Source organism: Streptomyces sp. NBC_01003, assembly GCF_045162695.1.
Classification (GTDB): Bacteria; Actinomycetota; Actinomycetes; order Streptomycetales; family Streptomycetaceae; genus Streptomyces.
Map to the genome: position 1 here is coordinate 1,897,909 of NZ_CP108707.1, position 12,626 is coordinate 1,910,534.

A 12,626-nucleotide genomic window follows, 5' to 3' on the forward strand; every position below is an offset into this window, starting at 1 on the left:
CCGGCACACCTGCGCCACGGTGCGAAGAGAGCGGTCGGAACTCGATGGCAAGGAGTAGGCGCATGAAGGTCTCGCAGGTGATGGCCTCTCCGCCGGTGTGCATCGCGCCCAACGGCTCCCTGGCCGAAGCGACCCGGCTGATGGCACAGTCAGCCGTCGGCTCCCTCCTCGTCATCGAGGACGGAGCGCTGCGCGGCCTCGTCACCGACCGCGACATCGCTCTGCGTGGCATGGGTGGTGGCCTGGCCCCGGAGACCCGGGTGGACGCGGTGATGTCGGCACGGGCGGTCGTCGTCGACGTCGACGACGACATTCAAGTGGCCTACCGGACGTTCCGCCGCACCGGGGTACGCCGCCTGCCTGTGCTGCGCGAAGGCGAAGCGGTGGGTGTGCTCACGATCGATGATCTCTTCCTCGACGTCTTCCGGCGACTGGCCGACCTGTTGGGGCCGGTCGCCTGGAGCGTCCTGCGTGAGCCGCCGGGGCCTGTTTCGGAAGGCGGGGCTTCGTACGAACTGTGAATCGGCACCTCGGGGACAGCAGCACAGCATGCAGTACGAATGGGCCGGTCGGTCCCCCTATGGGCCCCTGCGGTCGCACCCGGTGACTGCCCTTTCCGGCGGGATCCCGAAGACGGGGTTCGTTCCCGAAGGAGGACCGCCCACGTCCGACGCCTCGCCCAGACCCGCGCTCCTCACATTTCTGGGCGGCGTGGGGACCGTGACCGGCAGCAAGTCCCTGGTCGAGAGCGATCATGCCCGGATCCTCGTCGGCTGCGGGCTCTTTCAAGGGTTCGCAAAGCTGCGACAGTGCAACTGGGCACGATTCGCCCGCGACGCGACCGACATCCACGCCGTCGTCGTCACCCACGCACATCTGGACCACTGCGGCTACCTGCCCCGGCTAGTCCGCCACGGCTTTCGGAGACCGATCATCACCAGTGCCAACACCGCGCTCCTCGCGGGGATCGCGCTGCGTGACAGCGCACGCCTGCAGATGGAGTCAGCCCTTCACTCCAACGAACACGGCTGGTCGAAGCACCGTCCGGCAAAGCCGCCGTACGACGACAGGGATGTGGACGAGACGAGCGCGTTCTTCGCGACCCGGTACCCGTCGGCACCGACGTGGACATCTTGGCCGGTACCACACTGACGCTTCACCACGGCGGGCACATCCTGGGCCCCGCACGGGCGCACCTCACCCTCGAGGGCGGCCACAGCCTGGCCGTCTCCGGGATCTCGGCCGCCCCAGACATCCCCTCCTGCTTCCCCCGGAGCCATTCTCGGGCGCCGACGTGCTGCTTCTCTGCCCATGCCGACGCCAGCCAGATCGTCGCCTGGCTGCGCGGCGCGCGCCTCCACCCGACACGACGTATCTGGTGCACGGCGAGGAAAGCACGTCCTTGGCGGGAAGCCGTCCTGGTCCGGTGAACAGAGCGGACCGCCCGCGAAGCGGCCCGCCGACCGCGATGCTGCCGACGAAGGGCTCACGTCATCGGGGATGGGCCCTTCGGGCCCGATCGAGTCCTCTCGGCCCTCCCTCATCGGAGGCAGGGCGAGGAGGCTGGCTGCGTGGGCTCCGGGTCCCGGGGCCCGATGCATCACCCGATGGACCACAAGGAGGCCCCTCATGACTCCCCACGTCACTGCCGGCGTGGACGGCTCCCCCGAAAGCCTCGCAGCCGCATGCTGGGCCGCAAGGGAAGCTGTTCTGCGTGACGTACCGCTGCACCTTGTCCACGTGGAGGCGTGGCCGGTCGCCCCGGTTCCACTGGCATTCACCCCGTCGACGGACGTCTGGTCAGAGAACCTGCTGCGTGACTCGGCGGACCGGGCACGCAAAGACCACCCCGGCCTGGAGGTCGTCACCGAACATGCGCGCGGCCGTGCGGGGGACAAACTCACCGTCGCCGCGGACGAGGCCGATCTGACCGTGCTCGGTTCGCGCGGGGTCGGCAGCGTTGTCGGCTTCGTCATCGGTTCGGTGTCCCTTGCCGTGGTCGCAGCGGCAATACAGCCTGTGGTCCTGGTTCGACGTGCGAATGGCACGCAGGCACCATCGGAACCAGCCACCACCGAGCAAGGCTCGGGAGGCATCGTCCTGGGTCTCGACATCTACCATCCGTGCGACCCGCTCATCGCCTTCGCCTTCGGTGAGGCCGCCCGCAGGGGTCGGACCCTGCACGTCCTGCACAGCTGGGCCCTTCCCGCCTCGTACGGGTACGCGGCCATCACCGACCCTGGCATCGGCGTCGAGCTCGGCCGACACGCCTCCGAGGGTCTGGCGGAGTTGCTGCGACCCTGGCGGCCCAGGTTCCCGGGGGTGCAGGTCATGGAAAAGGCCGTGGTCGGCGTGGCAGCCGGCGAACTTCTCCATGCTGCGCAGGGGGCGGACCTGGTCATCGTGGGGCGTCAGAGGCGCCGCCCTCCGCTGGGACCTCATCTCGGCCATGTCGCACACGCGGTGATCCACCACAGCGCAGCGCCGGTGGCCGTCGTCCCCTACGAGTAACCGCGCAACAGCGGGATCCTGCTCACCCTCGCTCCCGGCCGACCATGGGCACGCGCCGTGCGGCCGGGGCCGCCGCCGTCCTGCGTCCGGTTGCCGGACTCCTGGGGCTGGCGCCGCTGCTCGGCCTGGTGGTCTTCAGCCTGTCCCGTTTCGTGGGCTCCCGCGCAGGGTTGCGGCGGTCCTGGGCCGGCGTGGGGCAGCGGTCCGCTCGTGTGCGCTGGGTCAAGCAGGCCCTGGTGCAGGTGGTGGAGCAGACCCGGAGCCTACAACCCGGCCTCCGGACGTGGCTGCGGCCGCCCGTGCTCGCGCTGATGAACTGGATCTTCGATGCGGCGTGCCTGGCCGCCTGCCTGTGGGCACTGGGCGTCGGCATGCCCTGGCACGGAACGCTGCTCGCGTACGGGCTCACGCAGATCCCCGGCAGCCTGGGGTGATCGAGGCGAGCCTGTCCGCGCTGCTCGTGCTGTTCGGCCTTCCGTCAGGGCCCGCGATCGGTGCGACTCTGCTGTACCGGGCCATCAGCTACTGGGCGCTGCAGCCGATCGGCTGGGCCTGCTGGATCGGCGTGGCGTTCCACACCGATCAGTCCGACGCGTCCGATCACCCTCCACCGCCGTACGCGTAGGACCTGTCGGCCGCGTCCGGCCGGGCCGCCGCTTCGGCGGAACATCACGATCCCCAGAAATTCCCGATTGCCACAAATGCAAATTTACCGCCCGGACGGGAATGTTCTGCAAAAATCGAATCAACACTTATAGCCGATCACCCCAGCGTCGAACGTAAACCGAATATGTCGCATTGGGTTGCGTGTGAGCAGAACGTCGGCCATGCACAGAGAGGGAAACGACATGCTGGAGAGAGCCAAGGACGCACCCGCAGGCATCGACGCGGTGAAGGCGATCGGGCGTGTTTCGAAGAGCGACTATCAGACGGTGGTCGAGCCACTCATCGAGGACGCTCGCAGGGAAGGCCGCCGCATTCGGACACTGTGCGAGATCGGCCCCGAGTTCACGTCCTTCACCCCCGGAGCTGCCTGGGAGGACCTCAAGGTCGGCATGGGTGCCATGAGACTGTTCGAGGGGTGTGCGGTCGTCAGTGACGTGGGCTGGATCCGTGAGTCGACGCGGTTGACGAGCTTTCTGATGGCCTGTCCGGTGCGCGTCTTCGGAAGCCAGGAGCGTGACGAGGCCCTGCGCTGGCTGACGTCGCTGCCCGAGGGCCCCGGCATTTCCCACCGCCTGACCGAGGCCGAAGTGCTCGTCGTCGAAGTCGAACACCCCCTGCGTGCACCGGACTTCGACGCCCTGGCATTGACCGTGGACAGCTGGCTCAGGACACACGCCGAATTGGCCGGCGTCGTGATCCATGCGCGTGAGTTCCCCGGCTGGGAGAACATCGGCGGCTTGATCCGTCATGTGCGGTTCATCCGCGACCATCACCGGAAGGTCAGGAAGATCGCGCTGGCAGCCGACAGTAAGATCGCCACTCTGGCGCCCCAGCTTGCGAATCACTTCGTCCAGGCTGAAGTGCGGCGATTCGAATACGATGAACTCAACGACGCCCTCGCGTGGGCAGCCAGCCCCCCGGTGCGTGAGTCGAGTGATGCAGACTGAGCGTCTGCACGGCACTGACGTCCCTCAAAATGACCGACAGGGTCCGTGCCGACGGACCACGGTTGAAGAGCACCACTCAGCGTCTTCCAGATCCGATGGATCAGTTCCTGGGCAGCAGGGCTGGTCCGCAGCACCGTCACCCGGATCATGCAGCAGTTGCAGGCCGTCCAGCAAGCGTTCGGCGAGCAGCGACCTGTCCGGCCACGACTACGTGGACGCATGAGCCGACGGCATCCACATGCGCGTCCCTGTCAGGCGTGGCTTGGTGGACCAGGTGCGGGGTGTGGCTGCCCGGTGCTGTGTCAGGTGCTTGGGGTGCGGAGGGCAAGGATGGCCATGTCGTCGTGGCCGTCGCTGGGGTGGTGGTCGGCCAGCGCTTGAACGAGGTCCTGCAGGGGCAGAGCGGCGTATTCGGTGACAAGGACGGCAAGGCTCTCCAGCCCTGTCTCGATCGGACGTGCGGGGTGTTCGAAGAGCCCGTCGGTGAAGAAGATCACCGTGGAGCTGTCCGGCATGGGGTGGGTGTGGTCGTTGCGCGGTTGGGCGACATCGACGCCGAGGGGAAGATCGGGGTCGGCGTGCAGGTAGCGTGCTTGGTTGTCGGGGGTGAGCAGCAGAGGCGGTGGGTGGCCCGCAGTGCTCCAGCGCAGTGTCCAGGTGCCCGGCAGGGCGGGTTCGATGCGGGCGAGGCACGCGGTGGTGACGGGCTGGTCGGTAATCGCCTGGAGGGCCCGGTCAAGGTGGGCGAGGACGGCGCTGGGTGGGGTGCGCTGGTCGTAGAGCAGGGCGCGCAGCATGTTGCGGATCTGGGCCATGGCGGCCGCTGCCTGCAGATCGTGGCCGACGACGTCACCGATGACGGCTGCGCAGGCATGGTCGGGGACCAAGAGGGCGTCGTACCAGTCTCCGCCAATGTTGCCGGGGGTACTGGCGGGGCGGTAGCAGGCGGCGGCGTCGAAGGGCTGCAGGTCGGGCAGGCACGGCAGCAGGAGTCGTTGGAAGTGTTCGGCTTCGAGGCGGGTTTGCTCGTAGAGGCGGGCATCGTCGATGGCCAGGCCCGCGGCGCCGGCGAGCGCGACGATGAGTGCTTCGTCGTGGGCATCGAAGGGTTGGCCGTCGCGCCGCTCGGCGACGTAGAGGTCTCCGTAGATTTTGCCGCGGGTGCTGATCGCGGCCCCGAGCAGGGTGCGCATCGCCGGGTGGCCGGGCGGGAAGCCGGCCGAGTCCGAGTGGGCGGCGATGTCATCGACGCGCAGCGATTCGGGGACGGCGATCAGGTGTCCCAGCAGGCCACGGCCGCGCGGGAGCTCCACCTCGGCCAGATCGTCCCGCTCCTGCTCCGAGAGACCGACCGGGATGAACTGTGCGAGATGTTCGCCGCTCTCATCGAGCACACCGAGCGCGCCGTAGCGGGCGCTGACCAGTTCCATCGCGGTATCGACGATCAGTTGCAGCACCACGGACAGGTCCACGTCCCGGCCGAGGACGGCCTCGTACAGGTCATGCAACCGGTCCTGGGCCCGCGCCAGCGATCTGAGCTGCTCGGCGATCAGCTCAAGTTCGACGCCCAGACGCAGACGCCGGGACTCATCCGACGGCTCAAGGCTGTCCTGCATCTCTGGCATCACCGGCGCCCGTTCGTCTGGCGTTCGTTCTCGGTCGCCGTGAGCCGGGAGGAGCCGGTGCCGGTCATGAACTTCCTCTCGGAGGCGGTGATCGCATCCGTGACCGCGTCCGCGGCGCGGATGCGGGTCACCGCTGTGGTGTACCGGCTGTGGCGTCGGTCTCGGCGCGGAGATGTTTCGTGACGTCGACGACACCGTCGACGCTCTCGGACAGCCGTACCGCGATGGGGATGAGGCTTTCCTGCGGCACGGTGCCGCTGAGCGTCACCCCTCCGTCGGTGACTTGGACGGTGACCGTGCCGGGGTTTAGCGGCCGAGGGGCCGGGCCAGGACATCCGTCATGACCTCCTGCCGGATCGTGAGGTCTCGCGGCAGGAAGACGTGCAGCAGGTCGGCACGGCCGACGATGCCCACCAGCCGGCCGGCGTCGTCCGCGACGGGCAGCCGTTCGACGTGGCGGTGGGCCATGGTGCGAGCCGCCTCGACGACCGACCACCGCGGTGTCGCGCCGTGACGGCCGGGCTGGTCATCAATTTCTCAGCGGTCAGCGCCTGGGCCTTGGCGCGTTCCGCGGGGCGCAGGTGCGCGGCGGTCAGATGCCCGCCGGGAACCGTCTGGCTCTCCTGTTTGCGCAGCAGGTCCGCCTCCGACACCACGCCGATCGGGCGGTCCTGGTCGACGACGGCCGGGCCCGCCGTGATGTCGTGCTCCGCGAGGCGCTCGGCGACGTCCATGAAGCCCGTCTCCCGCCGCACGCTCACCACAGCCGTGCTCATGAGGTCTCCGACCCTTCGATGCAGCATGTCACCGCTCCCTCCTCAGGCGCTCGCGACGCGGGTCCTCTCTCCACTGTCCGCCTCTTGGAGAGCGCCTGCACTGTTCACACGCTCTGGGCGCACCAGGCCGGGTCAACGAGGAGCGCGCCCCCTTCCGTCGAGTGGCACCGGCCCGCGCTTGTGGCCCGGCGCCCCGTAGTGGGCCGAGCCCCGTGCTGGGTGCAGTGTTGGCTGACCGATCCGAGAAGTGCCCCGGTGAACCAACCGCACCCGCGGCTGCCCACGACGAGCAGCAAAGCGGTCCGGGCGGCGTCCAGCAGTACCGCGGCGGCAGTTCCGTATGCGACGGTCTTCTTGATCCTCGAGGCAATCTCGTGCACCGCCTCTTCGACGGCGTCGTCGAGGGCTTGGCTCATCCGCTCCCTGATGGCGCCCGAGATCTCCTGTGGTGCATCGAGCCAGCCGATCGAACCGTAGAGCGGCGGGTAACCCCAGGCGGTGACCGCGTTGACCGTGCTGCCGGTCGGCTCCCCCTGAAGCGCACGCTGCACCTCCGGCAGGATGCGGTGGACAGCAAAACGATCTCCCCGCTCGCGGACGCCTCTTCCATGAGTTCGAAGAACGTCTCCTGCACGAGCGGATCGAGACCCGCGGTGGGCTCGTCGAGCACCACGAGCCGGGGATCGTAACGCACGAAGTCGTTCGCCGACTCCAGCCACGCCTGTCCGTGGATCACGCTGCCGAGGAGGAACACCTCGCACGTGTCGGCGTCCCCCACCCCATCCACCGGACGCGCACGGGCATCCATCCCGCATGCGGTCAGCCGCGCTGCCAGGTGCTGTGCGATCTCGCGGGTCGAACCGTGTGCGGTGGCGTATCCGACCAGGGGGTTCATGTCACATCTCGCGGTGTGAGTCCGGTCGCTGAGCTCGAAGACCGGGACGGTGCTCCGTCACACGCTCTGCGGCACGACCGCCACGGGGCAGTCCGCGTGATGCAGCAGGGTGTGACTCACGCGGCCGAGTTGGAGGCCGAAGTGGCCGTGCCGGCGCTGGGCTCCGATGATCACAAGGTCCGCAGCGGCAGATCGGTGCAGGAGCACCTTCCGTGCAGGCCCCTCGGCGGTCGCCCGATGCACCTTGACGTCAGGGTGGTCCGCCATCGCCTCGTGGAGCACGGCGTCGAGCCGCGCCGACGCCTGCTCCTCGTGGTAACGCTCCGGTGCGTCGGCAAGCAGGGGGTGGTCCGTGGTCTCGTGCGCAGGGCAGCGCCAGGCGCGTACGGCATCGAGCGCGCACCCGCGCGACTCGGCCTCACGGAAGGCGAAGCGCACCGCCTCCGCACCTGTGGCGGGGTCGCCCACGCCGAGTAGGATCCGCTCGTGCTGACCATGGAGTCCGGCCTTGTCACCGCGGACCACGATCGCCGGGCATTCGGCGCGAGCCGCCACCCCCAGGCCGACCGAGCCGAGGAGCAGGCCCACCAGTTCACCCCGGCCGCGTGACCCCGTCACCACCGCCGTCGCGTTTCGGCCTTCGCGCAACAGCGCGTAGACCGGGTCTTCCGGCAGCGACTCGGCCGAGACCTCCACACCTGGGTTGCGCCGCCTGGCCCGCTCCGCGGCGGATCCGACGATGTTCTGCGCCATCACTTGTTCGGAGGGCCGATCCAGGGTGCCCGGCAGAGCGGCGCCTTCGTAGCGCTCCCATCTGGAAGCGTAGACGAGCCGCAGAGGCACCCTGAGCCGGGCCGCTTCGTCGACCGCCCAGTCGATGGCCACAAGGCTCGAATCCGATCCGTCGACACCCACGATCAGGGGCAGTTCCATGCTCCCCACCGCCTTTCACTTCACGTTGTCACGACGTGCGACGCGCCTCGTGGAGCAAGCGCCGTGCGCCGAGTTCGCTGCCGGTAACCAGCTCTGGCTCGATACGGAAGAAGATGTCGTGGCGAGAGGCTCTCCAGGAGGGTGGGCCGGTCCGACGCAGCCTCCCGTACTCGGCGGGGTCGGTCACCACTGTGGCGCGTCCGGTGACCACCACACTCCATCCGGAATGCGCGGCCGGATCGACTTCGTCCGCCTGGAAGGCGACCACCACACGGTCGATCGCGACCGCAAGCTGTGACTCTGCCGAAGTCCGCACCACCACGGCGAAATCGGCATCAAGGCAGAAGGGGACGGGCAGCACCGCGGGAAGGGCGTGGCGTGTGTGGACGATTCGGCCGACGTGTACCGTGGCCAGGAGCCGCAGGCACTCCTGCCGGTCGAGTTCTCGCACGCCGTCCTTTTGATACATCACCGGGTTCAACTCTCCCGCGGTACAGAAGCCGCGCTTCGTTCCGTCGGAGCGAGAGCGACGGGTTCGCGGTCATCGGTCCAGGTCCACAGGCGAGTGGACCCTGTCGACACGGACGGCTTCATCCCTCTCGGCGCACCACGATTCGGCGCCCGCTGATGCTGTCCGGATCGATGCGAATCCACATGTCGCGCTCGCCACCGGCCCAAGGATCGCTGTAGGCGAGGGCGTTCAACCGTCGCACGGTGTCCGCATCCGACACAGCCCTGGCCTGCCCCTGTAGCAGCACGCTCCAACCCTGGCTCAGAGCCTCGTCGATGTGGTCGACCTCGAAGGCCACATGGGTGCCGACGGCGGTCGCGGGCATCGCGTCAGGTGCCGTCCTGTAAGCGATCGTGCCATCGACGACGCTGTAGTTCAGGGGCACTACGAACGGCCCGGCCGGGCCATTGACGGCGACCCTGCCCACACCGTGCGTCGACAGTCGCGTCCAGCACTCCTCCACACTCAGTTCGGTCAACTCGGGGTGGCGGGCTGCCCTGCCGATGCCGGGTGGCAGGTCCACGTCGCCGCCGCGCAGCGCCGACAGGCGGACGTCCAGGGCATCGGCCAGCCGGATCAGGACGCTCACGCTTGGCATGGCGGTGGACTTCTCCTCCAGGTACTGGATGTACGCCGTTGCGGTGCCCGCCCGGGCAGCCGTCTCCTCACGGGTCAGACCGAGTTCCTGACGTCGTTGAGCGATGCGACGCCCGATGTCGCCCTGTGCGCCGCTCGCCGGTACGGCCGCCGCGTTCGGCGGTGCCTTTTCGGACATGGCTCTTCACTTCTTCCTGTCAGGAGGACCTGGTTGTCAGTGCATCGTGCCGCGGCTCACCGAGGACAACCTTGAGCGCGCCGGTGTCGGCAGCGCGCGAGAAGACGTCGTACGCCTCCTCCATGTCGTCGAGCGAGAAGGTGTGGGTGACCATGGACGACGCCGGCAGGCGACCGGCGGCCATCATGCGCAGCAGAGTGGGCGTGGAGTGCGTGTCGACCAGGCCGGTCGTGATCGTCACGTCCTTGATCCACAGGTCTTCGAGGTGGAGAGTCGCCGGCTTCCCGTGGACGCCGACGTTGGCGACATGCCCGCCGGGTCGCACCATGCGCGTGCACAGTTCAAAACTCTCCGGCACCCCGACCGCCTCGATCACCACATCGGCGCCCAGGGCCTGCGTGAGGTCCGCGACCAACTGCTCGGCCTCGTCGCCCGCGAGGGCCACGGCGTCGGCACCCAGGTTCTTCGCGGCGTCGAGCCGGAAGGGGTCGAGGTCCGCGGCAATGATCTTCTCGGGGGTGAAGAACCCTGCCGTGGCTATCGCCGCCAGCCCGATGGGACCGGTCCCGACCACGACGACGGTGTCTCCGGGCGCCACACATCCGTTGAGGACACCCACCTCGTAAGCGGTGGGGAAGATGTCGGCGAGCAGAACGGCGTCCTTGCTGTCCACCGCGCCCGGCAGAAGGTGGGTGGACAGGTCGGCATGGGGGACGCGGACGTATTCGGCCTGGGTGCCGTTGATCAGGTGGCCGAGGATCCAGCCGCCGCCGCCCCGGCACTGTCCGTACGCCCCCTCCCGACAGAAGCGGCATCGGCCGCATGCCGTGATGCAGGAGACCAGGACCCGGTCGCCTGGGCGGACGCTGCGTACGTCGCTGCCCACCTCGACGATCTCACCGACGGCTTCGTGCCCGAGCACCGTGCCGGGGCTCACCTCTGGCACGTCGCCCTTGAGGATGTGCAGATCCGTTCCGCAGATGGTCACGGCGTCGACGCGGACGACGGCATCAGTGGCGTCCTGGATGCCTGGGTCCGGTACGTCCTCCCACGCGGACGTACCGGAGCCGTGGAATACGAGTGCCTTCATGGCGCTTCCTCCCGGTGCCTTCCGACTGTCAGTCATGCCAATGACAGCGAGGGGCGGCTCGCTCGCGCTCCCCTGCGACGTGGCGCCTGTTGCGACGATGGCGGCAGTCGCTGCGCGGTTGTCCTTCTCGCGGAGCAGCCTCGTGTTTCCAGCCTGCCTTTGAGCGACGCTCCCCACATGGGCCGGGCGGTCCCCATCGGCAGGCGATGCGGGGCCGTTCGGGCCAACCGCGAAGTCAGAGCAGGCAGAACCAGGTTCGCCCCGGCGCAGAAGCTGCGACCGTCGTGCGGGGCGCGGCATTGCGGACGGGTTCCCGACGCGATTGTGCCCACATGGCCCGGAAGCCGGTCTGGTCGGCCTCTGCCACCCCCGCCCTGGCGGGTGTCCCCTTCTCGTACCGGGGGAGGTGACGAGGAGGTGCAGCGCCATGCGCAGGCCCAAGCCACTGAGGCGGAGGTGCTGGCTGTGGCGGTGGCGGAGCAATCCGTTACGCCGCCGCGACGACATCGTCGAGACCTGGATCGTCCTGGCCATGTGGGTGGTCATCAGCCTGGGCGGAGCTCTCGTCGGCGTGGTCACCGCCCAGGCCGCCGAAGCGTCGTTCGCACAACTGCGGCACGATCGGCACTCGGTCCGGGTCGTCCTCGTCGAGAGCACCACGCGTGCGATGCAGTCGGTGGAAGGCGAAACCAACCGACAGGTTTGGGTGAGGATTCGGTGGACGGCGCCGGACGGATCCGTCCGGACCGGCCGCGCCCCGGTGGACTCCGGCCGCAAGGCCGGTTCACGCGTCACGGTCTGGCTGGACAGCAACGGGCAGTTCACCGAGAAGCCGCCGGCCGCGAAGGCGGCTGCCGTCGAGGCGGGCACGCTCGGCACGGGTGCCGCACTCGCCTTCGGCGGTCTGGTCTTCGCCGCGGGGCGCCTCGCGCAGTGGCGACTCGACCAGCGGCGCTACGACCGGTGGGGTCGCGAGTGGGACCAGGTCGGGCCTCGTTGGGGGCGCAGGACGACATGACGCAGGCCTCGTCGACCCATGTGTGTGGCCGGCGTCCGGACCTGAGGCCGGGGATGCCGGAGGAACATGCGGCCAGCCACACATCCGACCGGGGCGAGCCCCTGGCGGAGGCCGTGGGCGGTGCCATGCGGACCGCCCGCGGGGCCGGGTGGCCCATGGCGAGAAAATCCTGCTCAGAGAGACCTTGGAGGTGGGAAGACCACCGCTCGAGGAAGAGGCAGGAGCATGAACGCTTCCCCCACCATCACGATGGTGCGGGCATTGCCCGCCGAATACAGGGAACAGCCGATGAGCGTCGCCCGCGAGGTGTCGTTCCCGCAGGGCACCCGTCCGTTCAAGGAGGGCGGTCACGCCGACCGGTTCTGGATCATCCGCACCGGCATCGTCTCTCTCGACCTCCACGTACCGGGCCGCCGCGAAGCCGTTGTGGAGACTCTCACCCACAGTCAACTCGTCGGCTGGTCCTGGCTGTTCCCACCGCACACCTGGCATCTGGGCGCCGAGGCGACGAGACCGGTTCGTCCCTACGAGTTCGACGCTGCCGCGGTGCGTGAGATGTGCCGGGAGGATCCCGCGCTCGCCGCTTCGGTGACCCAGTGGGTGGGCAGCGTCGTCGCCCACCGGCTGCAGGCCACGCGGACCCGGCTGCTGGACCTGTATGCCCCTTACGGCAGCGGCAGTGCCTTTTGACCACCGAGTACCCACCGCGCGCATCGCCATGCAAGATCGCGTATACATGCCCGCCCTCACTCGCAGGGCGGGGCCCGGCAACGCGGACCGGTCATCCTGCTGCCCATCCGAGCTGGGCCGGTCGGCCCTAGTGCATCCGGCCGCTGAGGGATAATGATCGTCGTCAGAGACAACCTGTGGTCCGCCCGG

At 68.8% G+C, this 12,626-nt stretch carries 15 protein-coding genes and 2 pseudogenes; 8 read left to right on the forward strand and 9 right to left on the reverse strand.

Going from position 1 to position 12,626, the window contains the following annotated elements; translation table 11 throughout:
• Positions 1-62: 62 nt before the first annotated feature.
• From OG698_RS08840 to OG698_RS08865, 6 genes are all read left to right on the forward strand, one after another.
• Positions 63-521: a CBS domain-containing protein gene (locus OG698_RS08840; protein ID WP_406102472.1), complete on the forward strand. Its 459-nt coding sequence runs from the start codon at positions 63-65 to the stop codon at positions 519-521.
• 190 nt (positions 522-711) lie between these two features.
• A complete protein-coding gene (locus OG698_RS08845) occupies positions 712-1,152 on the forward strand; it encodes an MBL fold metallo-hydrolase (RefSeq protein ID WP_406102474.1) in 441 nt (146 codons plus the stop codon).
• A gap of 477 nt (positions 1,153-1,629) precedes the next feature.
• Positions 1,630-2,511, forward strand: a complete 882-nt coding sequence (locus OG698_RS08850; RefSeq protein WP_406102475.1) for a universal stress protein — start codon at positions 1,630-1,632, stop codon at positions 2,509-2,511.
• 44 nt (positions 2,512-2,555) lie between these two features.
• Complete coding sequence (locus OG698_RS08855) at positions 2,556-2,945, forward strand: hypothetical protein (RefSeq protein WP_406102476.1); 390 nt, start codon at positions 2,556-2,558, stop codon at positions 2,943-2,945.
• Complete coding sequence (locus tag OG698_RS08860; RefSeq protein WP_406102477.1) at positions 2,942-3,136, forward strand: hypothetical protein; 195 nt, start codon at positions 2,942-2,944, stop codon at positions 3,134-3,136. Before OG698_RS08855 ends, OG698_RS08860 begins: the two co-directional genes overlap by 4 nt.
• A 223-nt stretch (positions 3,137-3,359) precedes the next feature.
• On the forward strand, positions 3,360-4,124 hold the full coding sequence (locus tag OG698_RS08865; protein ID WP_406102478.1) for an STAS/SEC14 domain-containing protein: 765 nt from the start codon (positions 3,360-3,362) through the stop codon (positions 4,122-4,124).
• A 302-nt stretch (positions 4,125-4,426) separates the two neighbouring features.
• Here OG698_RS08865 and OG698_RS08870 read toward each other — a convergent pair whose 3' ends face one another.
• The 9 genes and pseudogenes from OG698_RS08870 to OG698_RS08910 all read right to left on the reverse strand — a co-directional run bounded on the left by OG698_RS08870 (position 4,427) and on the right by OG698_RS08910 (position 10,729).
• On the reverse strand, positions 4,427-5,740 hold the full coding sequence (locus OG698_RS08870; protein WP_406110921.1) for a PP2C family protein-serine/threonine phosphatase: 1,314 nt from the start codon (positions 5,738-5,740) through the stop codon (positions 4,427-4,429).
• An 8-nt stretch (positions 5,741-5,748) separates the two neighbouring features.
• A complete protein-coding gene (locus OG698_RS08875) occupies positions 5,749-5,880 on the reverse strand; it encodes a hypothetical protein (RefSeq protein ID WP_406102480.1) in 132 nt (43 codons plus the stop codon).
• Positions 5,877-6,552, reverse strand: a pseudogene (locus tag OG698_RS08880) (CBS domain-containing protein). Before OG698_RS08880 ends, OG698_RS08875 begins: the two are co-directional and overlap by 4 nt.
• A gap of 77 nt (positions 6,553-6,629) precedes the next feature.
• Positions 6,630-7,076, reverse strand: a complete 447-nt coding sequence (locus OG698_RS08885) for a universal stress protein (RefSeq protein ID WP_406102481.1) — start codon at positions 7,074-7,076, stop codon at positions 6,630-6,632.
• 149 nt (positions 7,077-7,225) lie between these two features.
• A pseudogene (locus OG698_RS08890) lies at positions 7,226-7,420 on the reverse strand (flavodoxin); the annotation flags it as partial.
• Between the two features lie 57 nt (positions 7,421-7,477).
• Positions 7,478-8,353 (reverse strand): universal stress protein, encoded by an 876-nt coding sequence (locus tag OG698_RS08895; RefSeq protein WP_406102482.1) that lies wholly within the window; start codon positions 8,351-8,353, stop codon positions 7,478-7,480.
• Positions 8,354-8,381: 28 nt separating this feature from the next.
• Complete coding sequence (locus OG698_RS08900; protein WP_406110923.1) at positions 8,382-8,822, reverse strand: pyridoxamine 5'-phosphate oxidase family protein; 441 nt, start codon at positions 8,820-8,822, stop codon at positions 8,382-8,384.
• A 121-nt stretch (positions 8,823-8,943) separates the two neighbouring features.
• Entirely contained in the window at positions 8,944-9,639 is a 696-nt protein-coding gene (locus tag OG698_RS08905; RefSeq protein WP_406102484.1) for a helix-turn-helix domain-containing protein, read from the reverse strand.
• Between the two features lie 19 nt (positions 9,640-9,658).
• The gene (locus OG698_RS08910; protein WP_406102485.1) at positions 9,659-10,729 is read right to left on the reverse strand and encodes a zinc-dependent alcohol dehydrogenase family protein; all 1,071 of its coding nucleotides are present in this window, start codon (positions 10,727-10,729) and stop codon (positions 9,659-9,661) included.
• 427 nt (positions 10,730-11,156) lie between these two features.
• Here OG698_RS08910 and OG698_RS08915 point away from each other — a divergent pair, with 427 nt between their 5' ends.
• A complete protein-coding gene (locus OG698_RS08915; protein WP_406102487.1) occupies positions 11,157-11,747 on the forward strand; it encodes a hypothetical protein in 591 nt (196 codons plus the stop codon).
• Between the two features lie 225 nt (positions 11,748-11,972).
• The gene (locus OG698_RS08920) at positions 11,973-12,437 is read left to right on the forward strand and encodes a Crp/Fnr family transcriptional regulator (protein WP_406102488.1); all 465 of its coding nucleotides are present in this window, start codon (positions 11,973-11,975) and stop codon (positions 12,435-12,437) included.
• The last annotated feature ends 189 nt before the right edge of the window (positions 12,438-12,626 follow it).

Excerpts from the sequence above, each read along its gene's own strand:
- OG698_RS08840 (WP_406102472.1), top strand. The coding sequence starts at position 63 with ATGAAGGTCTCGCAGGTGATGGCCTCTCCGCCGGTGTGCATCGCGCCC.
- OG698_RS08850 (WP_406102475.1), top strand. The coding sequence starts at position 1,630 with ATGACTCCCCACGTCACTGCCGGCGTGGACGGCTCCCCCGAAAGCCTC.
- OG698_RS08855 (WP_406102476.1), top strand. The coding sequence starts at position 2,556 with ATGGGCACGCGCCGTGCGGCCGGGGCCGCCGCCGTCCTGCGTCCGGTT.
- OG698_RS08865 (WP_406102478.1), top strand. The coding sequence starts at position 3,360 with ATGCTGGAGAGAGCCAAGGACGCACCCGCAGGCATCGACGCGGTGAAG.
- OG698_RS08870 (WP_406110921.1), bottom strand. The coding sequence starts at position 5,740 with ATGCAGGACAGCCTTGAGCCGTCGGATGAGTCCCGGCGTCTGCGTCTG.
- OG698_RS08895 (WP_406102482.1), bottom strand. The coding sequence starts at position 8,353 with ATGGAACTGCCCCTGATCGTGGGTGTCGACGGATCGGATTCGAGCCTT.
- OG698_RS08900 (WP_406110923.1), bottom strand. The coding sequence starts at position 8,822 with ATGTATCAAAAGGACGGCGTGCGAGAACTCGACCGGCAGGAGTGCCTG.
- OG698_RS08905 (WP_406102484.1), bottom strand. The coding sequence starts at position 9,639 with ATGTCCGAAAAGGCACCGCCGAACGCGGCGGCCGTACCGGCGAGCGGC.
- OG698_RS08910 (WP_406102485.1), bottom strand. The coding sequence starts at position 10,729 with ATGAAGGCACTCGTATTCCACGGCTCCGGTACGTCCGCGTGGGAGGAC.
- OG698_RS08915 (WP_406102487.1), top strand. The coding sequence starts at position 11,157 with ATGCGCAGGCCCAAGCCACTGAGGCGGAGGTGCTGGCTGTGGCGGTGG.
- OG698_RS08920 (WP_406102488.1), top strand. The coding sequence starts at position 11,973 with ATGAACGCTTCCCCCACCATCACGATGGTGCGGGCATTGCCCGCCGAA.